Genomic DNA, 15,813 nt, shown 5'->3' on the forward strand with positions numbered 1-15,813 from the left:
GAGGGCGGGGCATTGCTGCGAATCGGTTTGACCGGCGGTATCGGCGCCGGAAAGTCCACTGTGTCAGCCACTTTCAGTGAATATGGCGCCATCGTCGTCGACGGGGATGTCATCTCCCGTGAGGTCGTTGAGCCCGGCACTGAGGGACTGGCCAAGCTCGTCGACGCGTTCGGAATTCAGATCCTGCTGCCCGACGGCGCCCTGAACCGGCCGGCGTTGGCCGCGATCGCGTTCAGCGACGAGGAGAAGCGGCAGACCCTTAACAGCATCGTGCACCCGCTGGTGGGCACGCGTCGCTCGGAACTGATCGCGGCCGCGGGCGACGACGCGGTGATCGTCGAGGACATCCCGCTGCTGGTCGAATCGCAGATGGCGCCGATGTTCCCGCTGGTCATCATCGTGAACGCCGACCCCGAGGTCCGGGTGAAGCGGCTCATCGAATACCGCGGGTTCAGCGAGGACGACGCCAGGGCCCGCATCGCCGCGCAGGCCACTGAGGAGCAGAGAAGACTGGTCGCCGACGTCTGGCTGGACAACTCCGGCAGCTCGGATCAACTCGTCGAGCAAGCCCGTGAGCTCTGGTTTGAGCGCATCCTGCCGTTCGCGCACAACCTCACCACCCGCACTCCGGCACCCAATGCGCCCGAACTGGTCCCGGCCGACCCCACCTGGGCCGACCAAGCCCGGCGGATCGTGGCACGGCTCAACACCACCTGCGGGCACCGGGCCGTGCGCATCGACCACATCGGGTCGACGGCCGTGCCCGGCATGGACGCCAAGGATGTCATCGACGTCCAGGTGACGGTCGCTTCCCTCGAGGTTGCCGACGAACTCGCCGACGACCTACTGCGGACCGGCTATCCCCGGGTCGATTCGGTGACCGCCGACGTGCCCAAGCCTGGCACCGATGCGGCGTTGTGGGGCAAGCGTTTACATGCTTCGGGAGATCCGGGCCGACCCACCAACGTGCACATCCGGGTCGACGGGTGGCCCAATCAGCGGTTCGCGTTGCTGTTCGTGGCTTGGCTGGCGGCCAACCCCGATGTGCGGGCTGACGATCTCGCGGTCAACGATGTCTACCAGCAGGCGTGGGCATGGGCCGACGCGACCGGCTGGCGTCCCTGACGTCGCATCCCGCGACGATCAGCGGCGCTCCAAGATCAGCAACGGGATTTCCCGGGACGTGTTGCGCTGATATCCCTCATACCCCTTGTAGGCCTTCACCACTTGGGGCCACAACTCTGCTCGCTCTTCCGGGTTGGCGGAACGGGCCAGCATCGGAACCGTCGCGCCGTCAACGGTCACCGTGACATCCGGGGTGGCGATCGCGTTCTTGTACCAGTCCGGGTGATCTTGGTGCCCACCCTTGGATGCCACGACGACGATGCGGGAGTCGTCGTGGATCGGGGACGTCAACAGGTTGGCGAACGGTTTCCCGGACTTGCGGCCGACGGTGTGCAACTCGATGGTCAACATCCCCATCACGGTGCGCGGGTAGCGGCCACCGGTGAGGGCGAGCGCCAGGCGGTGGCCGTTTTCCAGCAGCCAGGCGCCGGTTTCGGCGACACGATTTGATTTCTGCATGGGCGTCCCTTTAGGTCGTGGGCGCTGGCGGCGGGGGAGGCGCTGGCTCGGCAGGCGCTGCCGTCGGGGCGGGCACGTCGAGGGGAGCGCCGCATTGCAGCGTGCCGTAGAGCGGGTCATCTTTGGGGTGAAACAGCCGCGGTGCGATGAATTGGTCCGCCTGCGCGACGATCTCGTCGTCCACCAGGATCTCGCAGTGCAGGTTCGATCCGTAGGGCCACTGGATGGAGACTTCCATCCCGGCGTTCTTGGGATCGTGGAGAACGGTGTTGACCTCGAAGGTCATGCCCGGCAGTAGTGTCGGCTGGTCACTGTTGACGTTGTTGTCGTCGATCTTGTACGCGACGATTGCCCCGCGTGAGGTGCCGTCGGCTCGCGCCCGGTAGGTGATGTTGTGCAGCACCTGAGGGTCGGGATCGCTGTTTGCCGCGGGTGTCGGCATGGGCGGCGGCGCCGGTACCGGGTCGGCCACCGCAGTCGCCGCGGTTAACTGAGAACCCACCACCACGGCGGCCGCGGCGGTGAACCTCAAGCATCCGCGCTTGATGGGACTCATAGGAAGCGAGACTACTCGTTCGGTACGGGGGTGCCGATTAGTTGCCCGCCGGCAGCGGCAGAGCGCCAGGTCAGGTTCATTCCGTCGGCAGCGAGCCAGGCATTGAGGTCATGGCCGTGGCGGGCCAGCCCCTCGATGGCGACGACGACATGCTGCAGCGCCGCCTCGGCGGTCTCGGTGGTCAGCAGGCCGTCGCGGTGCGCGGCGAACACTTCGTCGGTGTCGATCAGGTCGGTGCGGTCTCCGGTGTAGACCACCAGGTCGAGGTAGTGGTCCTCGGTGTGCCAGACGGTGTCACCGACCTCGATGTGCCCGATGTCGAGGTAGTAGTCCTGCGGTCGCTCGTAGCCAGGGTTGAAGTGGAAGACATTGGCCCGCAGCCCCAGCGATGGCAGCAGCCATGACTCCAGGTAGTGGAACTGGGCGCGGCCTGGGGTTGGGCGGGCCATGTAGAGCCCCCACGGCGTGACGAGGTATTCGTCGACCGCCCGCACGATGCCTTTCGGGTCGGTGTTGGTGTAGCCGACCAGGTCGAACGTCTCCTGCTTGGGCGGATGGACGGCCACGGTGTCAGCGTAATGGGGAATGAATGTGTCGGTGGGGGCGCTTAACCTGGACGCTATGGCATTCGCTACCGAACACCCGGTGCTCGCGCACTCGGAGCATCGCCCTGTCGAGGACATGGTGCGTTCAGATGGTCGCTTCGAGGTGGTCAGCGAGTATTCGCCCGCGGGGGACCAGCCGGCCGCCATCGAAGACCTCGAACGTCGGATCCTGGCAGGGGAGCGCGACGTCGTCCTGCTGGGCGCCACCGGTACCGGCAAGTCGGCCACCACGGCCTGGCTCATCGAGAAGCTGCAGCGGCCGACGTTGGTCATGGCCCCGAACAAGACGCTAGCAGCTCAGCTGGCCAACGAGTTGCGGGAGATGTTGCCGCACAACGCGGTTGAATACTTCGTCTCGTACTACGACTACTACCAGCCCGAGGCGTACATCGCTCAGACCGACACCTACATCGAGAAGGACAGCTCGATCAACGACGACGTCGAGCGGCTGCGCCACTCGGCCACGTCGAGTCTGCTGTCGCGGCGCGACGTGGTGGTGGTCGCCTCGGTGTCGTGCATCTACGGCCTCGGCACCCCCCAGTCCTACTTGGACCGTTCAGTGGAACTCCAGGTCGGCACCGAGGTTCCGCGGGACGCGCTGCTGCGGCTGCTGGTTGACGTGCAGTACTCCCGTAACGACATGTCCTTCACCCGCGGATCGTTCCGGGTGCGCGGTGACACCGTCGAGATCATCCCGTCGTACGAAGAGCTGGCGCTGCGCATCGAGTACTTCGGGGACGAGATCGAGGCGCTGTACTACATGCACCCGCTGACCGGTGACGTCGTCCGAAAGGTCGACTCGCTGCGCATCTTCCCGGCCACACACTATGTCGCGGGGCCGGAGCGAATGGCGATGGCCATCTCGAGCATCGAGCAGGAGTTGGAAGAGCGGCTGGCCGCACTGGAATCCCAGGGCAAGCTGCTGGAGGCGCAGCGCCTGCGAATGCGCACCAACTACGACGTCGAGATGATGCGCCAGGTCGGGTTCTGCTCAGGCATCGAGAACTACTCGCGCCATATCGACGGCCGCGCAGCCGGGTCCGCACCCGCCACCCTGATCGACTACTTCCCCGAAGACTTCCTCATGGTGATCGACGAGTCGCACGTCACCGTCCCGCAGATCGGTGGCATGTACGAAGGCGACATGTCCCGTAAGCGCAACCTGGTCGACTTCGGGTTCCGGCTGCCGTCCGCGGTCGACAACCGCCCGCTGACCTGGGAAGAGTTCGCCAGCCGGATCGGGCAGACGGTGTACCTGTCGGCGACGCCAGGTCCCTATGAGCTCAGCCAGACCGGCGGCGAGTTCGTCGAACAGGTGATCCGCCCGACCGGACTGATCGACCCGAAGGTGATCGTCAAGCCCACCAAGGGCCAGATCGACGACCTGATCGGGGAGATCCGAGCCCGAGCCGAGCGTGACGAGCGGGTCCTGGTCACCACGCTGACCAAGAAGATGGCCGAGGACCTCACCGACTACCTGCTGGAGACCGGTATCCGGGTGCGCTATCTGCACTCCGAGGTCGACACCCTGCGCCGGGTCGAGCTGCTGCGCCAGCTTCGGCTGGGGGATTACGACGTGCTGGTCGGCATCAACCTGCTTCGCGAGGGTCTGGACCTTCCGGAGGTGTCGCTGGTGTCGATCCTCGACGCCGACAAGGAAGGCTTCCTGCGCTCTGCCCGCAGCCTTATCCAGACCATCGGCCGTGCCGCCCGGAACGTCTCGGGTGAGGTGCATCTGTACGCCGACAAGATGACCGACTCGATGAAGCAGGCGATCGACGAAACCGACCGCCGCCGCGCCAAGCAGGTCGCCTACAACGAGGCTCACGGCGTCGATCCACAACCGTTGCGCAAGAAGATCGCCGACATCCTCGATCAGGTGTACCGGGAGGCCGACGATACCGAGGCGGTCGAGATCGGCGGATCGGGGCGCAACGCCTCACGCGGACGGCGCGCGCAGGGCGAGCCGGGTCGGGCGGTGAGTGCGGGCATCATCGAGGGCCGCGACACCTCGAACATGCCGAGGGCCGAATTGGCCGATCTGATCAAGGATTTGACCGCTCAGATGTTGGCGGCAGCACGCGATCTGCAGTTCGAGTTGGCTGGCCGGATTCGCGACGAGATCGCCGATCTGAAAAAGGAACTGCGCGGCATGGATGCCGCGGGCCTGAAGTAGGCAGGCGCGCTTGAGCTCAACCGCGGTTGAGCCTTTACGGTGATGCCATGACCGAGACGACGGCGTCTGCCGCGGGCAGCTGGCGGGAGCTGCTGGGGAACCATCTCGGAGCCACCGTTGTCTTGGCCGGTGGCGTGGCGATCTATGCCACCAACGAGTTCATCACGATCAGCCTGCTGCCCAGCGCGGTCGCCGATATCGGCGGCCAGCGCCTGTACGCGTGGGTGACGACGGTGTATCTCGTGGCGTCGGTGATGGCGGCGACGACGGTCGGGCCGGTGCTGACGCGGTTCGGGCCGCGGGCGGCGTATCTGGGTGCGCTGTTGTCCTTCGCCGTCGGCAGCGCGTTGTGCGCGTTGGCGCCGACGATGCCGCTGCTGCTGGTCGGCCGGGTGGCCCAGGGCCTGGCCGGCGGTGTGCTGGCCGGTCTGGGGTATGCGGTGATCAGCGCGGCGTTGCCCGACCGGTTATGGACCCGTGCGTCGGCGGTGGTATCGGCGATGTGGGGGATCGGCACGCTGGTGGGTCCGGCGACCGGCGGATTGTTCGCCCAATTCGGTTTCTGGCGTGGGGGATTCGGGCTCCTCGCGATCCTCGCCGTGGCGATGAGTCTGCTGGTTCCGCTGGCCTTGCCGGCCCGGGCGGCAGCGGATGAAGGGTTGACCCGGACGCGGATCCCGCTGCGGTCATTACTGCTGCTCGGTATGGCGGCGCTCGCGGTCAGTGTCGCGGTGCTCCCGCATAGCGCCACCGCCATCGCGGGCTTGCTCGCCGTGGGTGTGGCGCTGGTAGTGGTGTTCTTCGTCGTCGACCGCCGCGTGTCGGCTGCGGTGTTGCCACGCAAGGCTTTTGAGCCTGGCCCGCTCAAGTGGATCTACCTGACGCTCGGCCTGCTGATGGCGGCCACGATGGTGGACATGTATGTCCCGCTGTTCGGGCAGCGGTTGGGCGGCCTGGCACCCGTCGTGGCGGGCTTTTTGGGCGCGGCGCTGTCGGTGGGCTGGACCGTCGGTGAGATCGCGAGCGCGTCGATCACCAACGTCCGGGCCACCGTGCGGGTGGTGGCGATCGCTCCGCTGGTGATGGCCGCGGGTCTGGCGTTGGCGGCGTTCACCCAAACCGACCGCGCTCCAAGCGGAGTCGTGGTCCTCTGGGCGCTGGCATTGGTCATCACCGGTGCGGGCATTGGAATGGCGTGGCCGCACTTGTCGGCGTGGGCGATGGGCGCGGTGGTCGACGACCCGGCGCAGCAAGCGGTGGCCGCCGCGGCGATCAACTCCGTCCAGCTCATGTGCGGGGCGTTCGGCGCCGGGCTGGCCGGGGTTGTGGTGAACCTGCGGGCCGCACCCGACGCGACGGCGAGTTCGCTGTTGTTCGGGGCGTTCGCCGTGCTGGCGGCCGTCGGCAGCGTGGCGTCCTACCGGTCCGGCCGCGGCCGGGCGCAGTAGCTATTCCTCCTTCTCGTCGAGCCGGCGAACGCCGGTGACGCCCGCGACGCAGGCGAGCGTCGTCGGCGCGTGCAGGATCTTGGTGCCCGAGAGTGTCAGCAGGACACCGCCGTCGGGGTCGCTGCTCAGCTCGGTCAGGCTCCACTGGTGTTTGTCGCAGACGGCCAGGATGTGGCTGAGCACGCCGTGGTCAGTGTCGTACGTGACGCGCAGGCGTACCGAGCCCGCCAGTCGCGCGGTCAGGCGCCTGCTCAGCGGGTTGAACGCCAGAATGATCACGAAGTGCAGGATCGTGACGATGATCGCCAGCTTGACCAGACCGGCCGCCGCGGCCATGCCGATCGCCGCGCATTCCCAGATCGCCGCGGCGGTGGTCAGCCCGTGTACCGCGCCCTGGCGGGTGATGATCAGCCCAGCGCCGAGAAAGCCGATCCCCGACACGATCTGGGCGGCGACCCGGGACGGGTCGACCTCCACGAGGCCCGCGCTCAGCACGTCGAAGAAGCCGTACTTGCTGACGATCAGGATCAGGGCCGATGCCGTGCCGACGATCGCCTGAGTACGCAGACCCGCGCTTTTGCCGTGAATTTCGCGTTCCAGGCCGATCAGGGCGGTCAGGCCAAAGGCGATCAGCAGTTCGAGGACCTGCCGGGTGCCCTGTCCGGGACCGCCGAGCAGTGGGGGATCGGCCAACCAGGTCTGCATGTCGCCACCGTATGTGCCGTAAGCCGGTCCGGTCAGCAATCACGCTGAGCCAAACGATGGGCGCGTCGGCGCCGCACTGTCAGAGTCATTGACTGACACGCGGGTGTGGCTGAGTGGCTAGGCACCGGCCTGCAAAGCCGTTCACACGGGTTCGAATCCCGTCACTCGCTCGCAAATCGATTCAGCGCTGCTGGAAGAATTCCGCCGTGGCCAAAGCGCGAGATTTCTCCGGCATGAAGCCGAAGAAAAAGTGCTGCCGCAGCAAGCCCCGGTGTAAGCGCTGTCCACTCGTGCTGCACAAGGTCCACAAGGCCGAGCGGATGGGCATCACCGGCAAGGACTTGGACAAGGTGTTCAAACGAGCGCGGAAGTCCTGAGAGCCTCTGCGAGGCGAGGCCCACTTCAGCGCATAGTTGCGCAGTGAAATTGTCGCCGGTGTAACCGCAGCAACACTGCTTCGCATCAGTTCGGTAACCCCCTGGATGGCCCCCCGTTTCTGTACTTACACGTCTGTAGTTTCCCCATCAGGCCTCTCACAGAAACGGGGAAATAATGTCTCGGACCAGCTCTCGCATGGCGGCGGTCACCGCCATGGCGACTGCGGGGTTTTTCTGGACTGTTCCAATGTTCAGCCCCCGTGCGGTTGCCGATATCGGCAGCCCCGGTATTCCGTGCATGGGGATCCTCCATCAAGGCCTCACGTCCCCGCCTGACCTGTCCCAGGGCATTCCCGGCACGTCGAACTCGATCTTCACCAACACTCCGCCCAATACCGGCGGCCCGATTCCGCCCGCCACCGTGCCCGGCAGCGTCCGGGTGCCGCCGGCGAGCGTCCCCGGCTCGCCGGGAACGCCAGGTACCGGCGGGGTGACCGTCCCGCCGGCGTCTGTCCCTGGCGCTCCCGGCACCACCGTTACCCGCAACATCCCGACGCCTCCTGCCGCAGTCCCTGGTACTCCGCCCGGTGGTGGTGGTGGCGGTATCCCGACTCCGCCCGCTGGTGTTCCTGGTACTCCGCCCGGTGGTGGTGGCGGTGGCATTCCGACTCCGCCCGCTGGTGTTCCTGGTACTCCGCCCGGTGGTGGTGGCGGCGGTATCCCGACTCCGCCCGCTGGTGTTCCCGGCACTCCGCCCGGTGGTGGTGGCGGTGGCATTCCGACCCCGCCAGGGGGATTGCCCCCTGCTCCGGTGAATGACGCCGCCGGTATCCCCGCCGGACCTATCGGCGCTCCCGTAGCTGACGCGGCCGGCGGCCTGCCGGGCGACGGTGGCGCTCCCGCGGCAGCCGGTCTGCCCGGTGGTGGCGGCGGTGCCGGTGGTGGTGCCGGTGCCGGTGGCGGCTCGGGTGCTGGTGCTGGCGCTGGTGCACCCGGTGCTCCGGTGGCAGATGCAGCCGGCGCCCTTCCCGGTGGTCTTCCGATCTCTGATGCGAATGGACTGGTCCCGCCCCCGGCAGCCGCCGTGCCCGCCGCACCTTTGGCCGATGCGTCCGGTCTCGCGCCGGCGCCGCCGGCCGCTGCTCCGCCCGTGCCGGTTCCCGGCGCCGACGCCTTTCCTCCCGGCCCGCCCGCTGCGGTACCCCCTGGCGAGGTGCCCGGTGGCGGTGGCTTCCCCGGGACTCCGCCCGCTGCAGTGCCCCCTGGCGGGGTGCCCGGTGGTGGTGGCGTCCCCGGGACTCCGCCCGCCGGTGTGCCCGGTGGCGAGATTCCCGGTGGTGGTGGCGTCCCAGGGACCCCGCCGGCCGCCGTTCCCGGTGGCAACGTGCCCGAAACTGTTGTGACGCCACCGGTTCCGCCGGCCGCGGTCCCCGGTGGCGAGATCCCCGGCGGTGGCGGAACTCCGCCGGTTCCACCGGCTGCCGTGCCCGGTAGCGAAGTGCCCGTGCATGTTGATACCCCGCCGGCGGCGGCTCCCGGCGGCCCGGGCGGCGGCGACAACCTGTCCCTCAACACGCCAGGGATTCCGCCTGCCGCGACACCAGGCAATGTCATCAACAACTCGTCGGGAACTCTTCCCCCTCCCGGTGCGTCGATTCCGGGCGTCCCAACCCCCGGCGGCATGCTCAACGTTCCCGGCACACCGGGGATGACCCTGCCCGGCGTCCCCAGCGCGGCCTCCATCCCGGGCATCAGCACGCCGCCGGCCGCGGTGCCAGGCGGCCCTGGAGTCCCACTGAACGTGAACGTGCCCGGTGCCCCCATCGAAGTTCCCGGCACCCCGGGAACCCCCGGCATGATGACTCCGCCGACTCCGGACACCGTCATCCCCGGCACGCCGGGAAGCCCTGGCGTGGACGAGCTTTCGACCCCGCCCGCGGCCGTCCCCGGCGCGCCCGGTGGCGGTACCGGCGGCGGTGTGCCCACCCCGCCGGCGGCAGTCCCCGGAACACCCGGCGGCAACGTCGTGGAGACCGGATTGACCCCGCCCGCCGGCATTCCGGGTACGCCCGGTGAGGGTGGTGGCGGTGGTATTCCGACTCCTCCTGGTGCTGTGCCGGGTACGCCGGGTGAGGGTGGTGGCGGTGGTATTCCGACTCCTCCTGGTGCTGTGCCGGGTACGCCGGGTGAGGGTGGTGGCGGTGGTATTCCGACTCCTCCTGGTGCTGTGCCGGGTACGCCGGGTGAGGGTGGCGGTGGTGGTCTGCCGACACCTCCGGGCGCTGTGCCCGGCGTGCCAGTCGGCGAAGGCGGTGGCGTTCCTGGCCCCGGCGGAGTCCCCGCCGCGCCGATCGCTGACAACGCTGGAGGGATACCGGCCGCGCCGATCACCGATAACGCCGGAGCAGTTCCGGCCGCGCCGATCACCGACAATGCCGGAGCAGCCGGCGCACCGGCGGCCGCACTGTCCGACAGTGCCGGAGCCGGAGGTGCCGGCGTCCCCGGAACCGCAGGCGGTGCAGGTGGCGCCGTCGGCGCACCAGTCGCCGACGCGTCGGGCGTGATTGCCCCGTCGGCCGGCGTTCCCGCGGAAGCGATTGCCGCGGCGGCTGCCGGTCTGCCCGCAGACGCCGGCGCGGCAGTGCCCGCCGCGGCTGTCGGTGGTGGCGGTGCTGGCGTCCCGACCCCGCCGGCCGCTGTGCCTCCTGGTTTTGTGCCGGGTGGCGGTGGCGTGCCGGGTACTCCGCCCGCTGCTGTGCCTCCTGGTTTTGTGCCGGGTGGCGGTGGCGTGCCGGGTACTCCGCCCGCTGCTGTGCCTCCTGGTTTTGTGCCGGGTGGGGGTGGCGTGCCGGGTACTCCGCCCGCTGCTGTGCCTCCTGGTTTTGTGCCGGGTGGGGGTGGCGTGCCGGGTACTCCGCCGGCCGCGGTCCCGGGTGCTCCGTTCACCAACGAGATCAACACCCCGGGCATCCCGCCCGCCGCGGTGCCCGGTGGTCCCGGTGGTGGCGGTGGTGGCGGAATCCCGACACCTCCCGCCGCAACCCCGGGCACGCCCGGCGCCAACCACGTCGCGACCCCGCCGACGCCGCCGCGAGTCATCCCCGGTGGCCCGGGCAACTATGTCGGACCGACGCCGGGTGGATTGGGAACGCTGATCCCGTCGGCGCCGATCTCCGACGCCGCCGGCACCCTGCCGACCCCGCCGGCGCAGCTGTTCGGAACGATGGCGCAAGGCGTGGCCACGCTGCTCTCGCCGCCGCAGATCACGATCCCCGGTATCCCGGGCTTCGGTATCCCACTGCCGTCGACGATCTCGTCGCCGCGCGATCTGCTGTGCATGGGCACCGGATGGTCGGCAACGAAGTCGGGCACCGAAACCGGGGCGCCGGCCGGCGCCATCCTCGGCACGGAGCAGCCCCCGATGAACCGGTGGTTCGACAACTGAGGGCGTGCTATTGCGCCAGGCGGGCGAGGATTTCCGGGTAGTAAAGATGGGCCAGGAAGTGTCCACCTGGCCGCTCGTGAAGCGTCGCACCGGGAATGCGACGCGCGAGCTCGCGCGGCCAGGCAGGTTTCACCAGCTCGTCCTGCTGGCCGCCCCAGACGTCGGCGGGGATCGCGATCTGTTCCGGGTTGAAGCCCCACGGTCGCGTCCAGGCCCGGTAGTCCTCGACAACCCCACCGGGGCGGCGCAGCGCCTCCGCGGACATCCGCGCGAACTCGTCGAAGCCCTGGTCCCGCAGCACGGCGGCGTCGGCGGCGCCCAGCTGGCCCGCGGCGAAGCGGCCGTAGAGCGTGGGAGCGGTTCGGGGAGCCAGCGCCGCAGCACGGAAGATGGGTTTCATCAGCCACGGGGTCCGTTGCGACAGCCGGGTATAGGCCCGGTCGAAGGCAGGGAGTTGATCGAACACACCCGGCTCGGTCAGCGGCAGCGCTCCGGCGATGATGGCGACGCGCTTCATCCGATCGGGCAGCGCCCAGGCAAGTGCGGCCGCGTACTGGCCGCCCATCGACCAGCCCATCGCCGAAAAGCGCTCGACACCAAGCTGATCCAGCATGTCCGCCACGTCGCCGGCCCAGTCCAGCATGGTGCGGCCCGGCTGTGGATCGGAGCCGCCGATGCCAGGGCGGTCCGGTGAGATCAACCGAACCCCGGCCGCTCCTGCCGCGGCGTCGGCCGCCGCCACGTCGAGCCGGCAGGCCAGGCCGCCGTGGGCGCTGACGACGACGGCCCCGTCAGACGCGCCGTACTGCGCGTAACACACCGACCGCCCGTCGCGCAGTCGCAGAGTCAGGTTTTCGCCAGGTCCGGACATGCGACTCGCTTTCTGTTGAGCGGGAGCGTAGCCCTGTCGCGACCAAAGAACGCCGGTCGGACCCAAAACTGGCAAATTCACCAGGTTTTGAATTCGGCCCATTGGTCATCATTGATGTGTGGTGGCCCCGACAATCGCGAATCCGATGCGATGTGGATTTACAACTGTGGTTGGTGTCGGGCAGCTCACGCCACTGTCGGGTGCACTATTTTCCCCGGTAGAGTGGCATCGCCTGGCTGTCTGGAATTGCCGCGTGGCGTGAATCGCGTCCTTGCGTGGTGCTGAGGCGTTAATGTTCCAGACGGCGTTGAAATTGCAGACTGGGAGGGTACGAATGGGCGGTTACAAGACCGTAGTCGTCGGCACGGACGGCTCGGATTCATCGCTGCGTGCAGTCGAACGGGCGGGCTACCTTGCCTCCAGCCCGGGATCCAAGGTCATCGTGGCGACCGCCTACTTCCCGGCTTCTGAGGACACCCGCGCGGCCGACCTGCTGAAGGACGAGGGCTACAAGATGGCGGGCAACGCCCCCATCTACGCAATCCTTCGCGAGGCGCGTGACCGCGCCAAGGCCGCCGGAGCCGCCGAGGTCGAAGAGCGCGCCGTTGTCGGCGCCCCCGTCGACGCCCTGGTGGAACTGGCCGAAGAGGTCGGCGCTGATCTGCTGATCGTCGGCAACGTCGGGTTGAGCACGATCGCCGGTCGCCTGCTGGGCTCGGTGCCTGCCAATGTGGCGCGCCGGTCCAAGACCGACGTGCTGATCGTGCACACCACCGGTTAGGCCCACGCCAGGCTGCTGCAAACTGGACTGATGACCCACTGCCGAACCCGACTGTGGGTCGATGGCGAACTGAAGACCGAGGATTTCCCCCTCCAAGACGTCTCCGACCACCTGTCTGAGGACGGGGCCTTGGTGTGGGTCGACATGTGCAACCCGGATCACGACGTGCTGTGTCAGCTGGCCGACGAACTCGGCTTCGATCAACACGCCGTCGAAGACACCGTCGCGCATGCCGAACGCACCAAGGCCACGCGGTACGCGTCACACACCTTTCTCACCGTGTACGCCACCGCGCTCGCGCCACCAATGACCAACGACCTCGAGTCGCGGCTGTTGTTGGCGCGGGTGTCGATCTTCGTGCTACCCGCCGGGATTGTCACCGTGCGGCACGAAATCGACCCACAGCAACCGGTTTTCGACATCGACGAGGTGGTCCGCAGGTGGGATGAGAACGCCGACCTGCTGAAGATGGGGCCGCCTGCGCTGTTGCACGGCCTGCTCGATGTGATTGTCGACGGTCAGTTCGACACCATCCAGCAACTCGATGACGCGATCGAATCACTTGAGGACGGGTTGTTCGACGACCGCGCGGTGACCCGCACGATCCAGCGCTCCACCTACCGGCTGCGCAAGGAACTTGTGGAGCTGCGCCGGGTCGTCCTGCCGATGCGCGAAGTGATCAACACGATCATGCGCCGCCGGGCCGAACATCCGGACTCCGTCGAGCTCGACGGTTGGTATTCGGATCTGTACGACCATGTCATCCGCGCGGCGGAGTGGACGGAGTCGCTGCGCGACATGATCACCACGGTGTTCGAGACCAACCTGTCGCTGCAGGACGCCCGGCTCAACACGATCATGAAGAAGCTCACCGGCTGGGCGGCCATCATTGCTGTGCCGACCGCGGTGACCGGGTGGTACGGCCAGAACGTGCCGTACCCGGGATTTCAGAGTGTCGTCGGTTTGGTGTCGAGCGCAGTGATCATCATTCTGATGTCCGGCTTGCTCTACGTCGTGTTCAAACGGAAGGGCTGGCTGTAGCCCGTCAGACGTAGAGCCCGGTGAACGGTGCGAAGGGCAGGTTGCGCGCGACGAACCACGCCGCCACCAACACCAGTGCTATCGGGGCGGCCCATCGATGGTGTTGCCAGCCGATGATCTGCCGGCCGGTGACGCGTCCATACGTCCAGGTCCCGTAGGCGACGGCCAAGAAACCGAGCGCAACCAACGCAAACGCGTTGAACCTGATCGCCGCAACGAGATCGCCGTGCAGCAGTGAATAGAGCATGCGGAGGGTTCCGCAGCCCGGACAGTCAATGCCCAGAAGGGCTTTCGTCGGGCAGATAGGCATGAACCCGCCGGGTGTGGTCGGATCGCCGATCCACACGGCCACGCAGGTGCCCGCCGCCAGTGCACCCACGAGCAGCGGCGGGCCGAGGCGGGCCAGGCGACCGGTGGCCGCCTGCCCAGCCTCTGTCGAGATCACGACGTGGTGGTGTCGACGTCCATGTTGATGACGGCGGTAGAGAGCAGAATGATGTAGACGACGACGAGGATGGCCCAGATGACGACGCTCCAGATCACCCACTTCTTCGCTGCCTTGGCCGAAGCCTGGGCTTCGCCGTACTGACCCTGAACCCACAACCCATTCACCTGGGCGGCCTTCACGATCGCGACGATTCCGGTGATCGGGAAACAGAAGATGGTCGCCAGGATCGCGAGCGCCAAGTTGTTCTTCGGCTGCTGTGCCGGTGGTGGAGCATAAGGTTGCTGGGACATCGACGCCTCCGAAATTTTGGACAGGGTAGCGGTGCAGAGCGAGCTCAGAGTAACCGATATAGCGGCTGGGTAGGGGGCATCGCATTCGATCGTCCTTGGCGCGTCGCGAGCGGCGGATGGACTTTTGCCAGCAGGCTAGGCTCGGCCGGCGGCGACGGGGACTCGAGGGGAACGCGATGACGGTCCGGTGTGTGAATGTCGTTGGCGCCGTGGCGATTTTGATGGTCGGCGCGGTGGCCTGTCCGAAGGATGATTCGTCCATCGCGCCTACGGCACCAACCGGTGGGTCGGTAGCGGCCAAGGTGATGATCGACGGTCAACCCAAGCCCGTCGACGCCATCTGCCTTTAGCCGGCCGCTTCCCGCATCTGGCCGAGCACGCGGACAACCACCTTTGCCGCCAGCCACAGGGCGACTTGATCGTCCTCGGAGACGCCGGGCATCCACTCGGCGATGTGTTGCGTGCGGGCCTTGGCGCGTGCGGCCCAGTTCCGCTGGCCGGCTTCCCCGAGCATCACCAGCGACGCTCGACCGTCCTCGGGATCGCTCCACCTCTCGAGTAGACCTTGCCGTTCCAGACGCTGAACCAGCTGCGTCATGCCCGACTGGCTGGCACCCTCGGCGGCCGCCAGCGCCGTCAGCCGCATCGGGCCCTGGCGATGCAAGCGATTGAGCACCAACAGCGCGCTCGCACTCAGCTCATCGCGGTCGATCAGGTAGCGCCACATGGTGTCTGTCGCGAGCGAGATCATCTCGGAGATGGACTCGATTCCGTCTGCGGCCGCTGATTCCATGCGGCCTTTATATCATCTAAGTAATGTAGATGGAATAAACAAGCGCATCGCTATGTTGACGGCTGACCTGCCTGAAGAGCTGGGTATGGCTGGCTATGCTGACAGCAACTTCACAGCCTTTGTGGATCGGATGCGTAAGCGCGCCGGTTCCGGTTGAACAATCTATTCTGCATAGGATATAAATCCCAATGACCTGAGTACGGGTTCCGGGAGGCTAGCGAATGGGACAAGCGGCGAACGGCGGGCGTCCGACGGGCCGGGCAATCCTGTCGAGAACCTGGCTGCCCCTGGTGTGCGTCATCGCCGTGTGCGTGGGGGCGCTGTGCATGTACAAGGTGCACCAGTCGACGGCTCCTGGACCGATCCTGGCCGTCAACCCCCCGCAGGCCCCTGAAGAGTTCACGCCCAAGCGGCTGACCTACGAGTTGTTCGGCGACGTCGGTAGTGGGGGAATGCTGTCCTACATCGATATCGACGGCCATCCGCACACGGTCAATCTCACCGATCTGCCGTGGTCGCACACCGAGACCACGACGCTGACGGTGGTGTCAGGCAGCATCTCGGCCCAAGTGCACGGCGGACACGTCGGCTGCCGAATGTTGGTCAATGACGTTGTGCGCGACGAACAATCCGCGACCCGCGACGATGCCGACGTCACCTGCAGGGTGAAGTCCGCGTGAGCGCACATCAGGC

17 protein-coding genes and 1 tRNA gene are annotated in these 15,813 nt (G+C 67.3%); 10 read left to right on the forward strand and 8 right to left on the reverse strand.

What is annotated here, in order from left to right; genetic code table 11:
- Positions 1 to 12 precede the first annotated feature (12 nt).
- Positions 13 to 1,125 (forward strand): dephospho-CoA kinase, encoded by a 1,113-nt coding sequence (coaE, locus tag SLQ31_RS23720; RefSeq protein ID WP_319436561.1) that lies wholly within the window; start codon positions 13 to 15, stop codon positions 1,123 to 1,125.
- Positions 1,126 to 1,143: 18 nt separating this feature from the next.
- Here coaE and SLQ31_RS23725 read toward each other — a convergent pair whose 3' ends face one another.
- Genes SLQ31_RS23725 through SLQ31_RS23735 form a run of 3 tightly spaced genes read right to left on the reverse strand, consistent with a single transcriptional unit; the run spans position 1,144 to position 2,670 of the window.
- Positions 1,144 to 1,584 carry a nitroreductase/quinone reductase family protein gene (locus tag SLQ31_RS23725; protein WP_319436562.1) on the reverse strand — a complete coding sequence of 147 codons (441 nt, stop codon included), beginning with the start codon at positions 1,582 to 1,584 and terminating at the stop codon, positions 1,144 to 1,146.
- Positions 1,585 to 1,594: 10 nt separating this feature from the next.
- Positions 1,595 to 2,140 carry a hypothetical protein gene (locus SLQ31_RS23730; RefSeq protein ID WP_319436563.1) on the reverse strand — a complete coding sequence of 182 codons (546 nt, stop codon included), beginning with the start codon at positions 2,138 to 2,140 and terminating at the stop codon, positions 1,595 to 1,597.
- A gap of 11 nt (positions 2,141 to 2,151) precedes the next feature.
- Positions 2,152 to 2,670, reverse strand: coding sequence for a DUF402 domain-containing protein (locus tag SLQ31_RS23735; protein ID WP_413642884.1), 519 nt, complete (start codon positions 2,668 to 2,670; stop codon positions 2,152 to 2,154).
- A 91-nt stretch (positions 2,671 to 2,761) separates the two neighbouring features.
- Between SLQ31_RS23735 and uvrB the strand changes: the two genes are divergently transcribed.
- Complete coding sequence (gene uvrB / locus SLQ31_RS23740; RefSeq protein WP_319436565.1) at positions 2,762 to 4,921, forward strand: excinuclease ABC subunit UvrB; 2,160 nt, start codon at positions 2,762 to 2,764, stop codon at positions 4,919 to 4,921.
- 47 nt (positions 4,922 to 4,968) lie between these two features.
- Complete coding sequence (locus SLQ31_RS23745) at positions 4,969 to 6,369, forward strand: MFS transporter (RefSeq protein ID WP_319436566.1); 1,401 nt, start codon at positions 4,969 to 4,971, stop codon at positions 6,367 to 6,369.
- Here the strand turns inward: SLQ31_RS23745 and SLQ31_RS23750 are convergent, their stop codons facing one another.
- Positions 6,370 to 7,074, reverse strand: a complete 705-nt coding sequence (locus SLQ31_RS23750) for an MgtC/SapB family protein (RefSeq protein ID WP_319436567.1) — start codon at positions 7,072 to 7,074, stop codon at positions 6,370 to 6,372.
- A 99-nt stretch (positions 7,075 to 7,173) separates the two neighbouring features.
- On the opposite strand from SLQ31_RS23750, the gene SLQ31_RS23755 reads away from it, so the two are divergent.
- The 3 genes from SLQ31_RS23755 (at position 7,174) to SLQ31_RS23765 (ending at position 10,896) form a co-directional block, all read left to right on the forward strand.
- Positions 7,174 to 7,244: transfer RNA gene (locus SLQ31_RS23755), tRNA-Cys, on the forward strand.
- A 36-nt stretch (positions 7,245 to 7,280) separates the two neighbouring features.
- Positions 7,281 to 7,451 carry a hypothetical protein gene (locus SLQ31_RS23760; RefSeq protein WP_319436649.1) on the forward strand — a complete coding sequence of 57 codons (171 nt, stop codon included), beginning with the start codon at positions 7,281 to 7,283 and terminating at the stop codon, positions 7,449 to 7,451.
- Positions 7,452 to 7,698: 247 nt separating this feature from the next.
- Entirely contained in the window at positions 7,699 to 10,896 is a 3,198-nt protein-coding gene (locus SLQ31_RS23765) for a hypothetical protein (protein WP_319436568.1), read from the forward strand.
- Positions 10,897 to 10,903: 7 nt separating this feature from the next.
- On the opposite strand, the gene SLQ31_RS23770 is transcribed toward SLQ31_RS23765, so the two are convergent.
- Complete coding sequence (locus tag SLQ31_RS23770; protein ID WP_319436569.1) at positions 10,904 to 11,767, reverse strand: alpha/beta hydrolase; 864 nt, start codon at positions 11,765 to 11,767, stop codon at positions 10,904 to 10,906.
- A 334-nt stretch (positions 11,768 to 12,101) separates the two neighbouring features.
- Between SLQ31_RS23770 and SLQ31_RS23775 the strand changes: the two genes are divergently transcribed.
- Together SLQ31_RS23775 and SLQ31_RS23780 are read left to right on the forward strand one after the other, a co-directional pair.
- On the forward strand, positions 12,102 to 12,548 hold the full coding sequence (locus SLQ31_RS23775; RefSeq protein ID WP_319436570.1) for a universal stress protein: 447 nt from the start codon (positions 12,102 to 12,104) through the stop codon (positions 12,546 to 12,548).
- Positions 12,549 to 12,578: 30 nt separating this feature from the next.
- Positions 12,579 to 13,589, forward strand: a complete 1,011-nt coding sequence (locus tag SLQ31_RS23780; protein WP_319436571.1) for a magnesium transporter CorA family protein — start codon at positions 12,579 to 12,581, stop codon at positions 13,587 to 13,589.
- A gap of 4 nt (positions 13,590 to 13,593) precedes the next feature.
- Here the strand turns inward: SLQ31_RS23780 and SLQ31_RS23785 are convergent, their stop codons facing one another.
- On the reverse strand, positions 13,594 to 14,034 hold the full coding sequence (locus SLQ31_RS23785; RefSeq protein WP_413642859.1) for a DUF2752 domain-containing protein: 441 nt from the start codon (positions 14,032 to 14,034) through the stop codon (positions 13,594 to 13,596).
- Positions 14,031 to 14,327, reverse strand: a complete 297-nt coding sequence (locus SLQ31_RS23790; RefSeq protein WP_319436572.1) for a CD225/dispanin family protein — start codon at positions 14,325 to 14,327, stop codon at positions 14,031 to 14,033. Before SLQ31_RS23790 ends, SLQ31_RS23785 begins: the two co-directional genes overlap by 4 nt.
- A gap of 176 nt (positions 14,328 to 14,503) precedes the next feature.
- Between SLQ31_RS23790 and SLQ31_RS23795 the strand changes: the two genes are divergently transcribed.
- The gene (locus SLQ31_RS23795; protein ID WP_319436573.1) at positions 14,504 to 14,677 is read left to right on the forward strand and encodes a hypothetical protein; all 174 of its coding nucleotides are present in this window, start codon (positions 14,504 to 14,506) and stop codon (positions 14,675 to 14,677) included.
- Here the strand turns inward: SLQ31_RS23795 and SLQ31_RS23800 are convergent.
- Positions 14,674 to 15,120, reverse strand: coding sequence for a MarR family winged helix-turn-helix transcriptional regulator (locus tag SLQ31_RS23800; protein WP_319436574.1), 447 nt, complete (start codon positions 15,118 to 15,120; stop codon positions 14,674 to 14,676). The two genes, SLQ31_RS23795 and SLQ31_RS23800, sit on opposite strands and share 4 nt — an antisense overlap.
- Positions 15,121 to 15,383: 263 nt before the next feature.
- Between SLQ31_RS23800 and SLQ31_RS23805 the strand changes: the two genes are divergently transcribed.
- Complete coding sequence (locus SLQ31_RS23805) at positions 15,384 to 15,800, forward strand: MmpS family transport accessory protein (protein ID WP_319436642.1); 417 nt, start codon at positions 15,384 to 15,386, stop codon at positions 15,798 to 15,800.
- Positions 15,801 to 15,813: the final 13 nt, after the last annotated feature.

The sequence above is a fragment of the Mycobacterium sp. RTGN5 genome, assembly GCF_033804465.1.
Lineage (GTDB): Bacteria > Actinomycetota > Actinomycetes > Mycobacteriales > Mycobacteriaceae > Mycobacterium.

Coding starts and splice junctions, on each gene's coding strand:
- SLQ31_RS23725 (WP_319436562.1), bottom strand. CDS start 1,584: ATGCAGAAATCAAATCGTGTCGCCGAAACCGGCGCCTGGCTGCTGGAA.
- SLQ31_RS23730 (WP_319436563.1), bottom strand. CDS start 2,140: ATGAGTCCCATCAAGCGCGGATGCTTGAGGTTCACCGCCGCGGCCGCC.
- uvrB (WP_319436565.1), top strand. CDS start 2,762: ATGGCATTCGCTACCGAACACCCGGTGCTCGCGCACTCGGAGCATCGC.
- SLQ31_RS23745 (WP_319436566.1), top strand. CDS start 4,969: ATGACCGAGACGACGGCGTCTGCCGCGGGCAGCTGGCGGGAGCTGCTG.
- SLQ31_RS23750 (WP_319436567.1), bottom strand. CDS start 7,074: ATGCAGACCTGGTTGGCCGATCCCCCACTGCTCGGCGGTCCCGGACAG.
- SLQ31_RS23765 (WP_319436568.1), top strand. CDS start 7,699: ATGTTCAGCCCCCGTGCGGTTGCCGATATCGGCAGCCCCGGTATTCCG.
- SLQ31_RS23770 (WP_319436569.1), bottom strand. CDS start 11,767: ATGTCCGGACCTGGCGAAAACCTGACTCTGCGACTGCGCGACGGGCGG.
- SLQ31_RS23775 (WP_319436570.1), top strand. CDS start 12,102: ATGGGCGGTTACAAGACCGTAGTCGTCGGCACGGACGGCTCGGATTCA.
- SLQ31_RS23780 (WP_319436571.1), top strand. CDS start 12,579: ATGACCCACTGCCGAACCCGACTGTGGGTCGATGGCGAACTGAAGACC.
- SLQ31_RS23790 (WP_319436572.1), bottom strand. CDS start 14,327: ATGTCCCAGCAACCTTATGCTCCACCACCGGCACAGCAGCCGAAGAAC.
- SLQ31_RS23795 (WP_319436573.1), top strand. CDS start 14,504: ATGACGGTCCGGTGTGTGAATGTCGTTGGCGCCGTGGCGATTTTGATG.
- SLQ31_RS23800 (WP_319436574.1), bottom strand. CDS start 15,120: ATGGAATCAGCGGCCGCAGACGGAATCGAGTCCATCTCCGAGATGATC.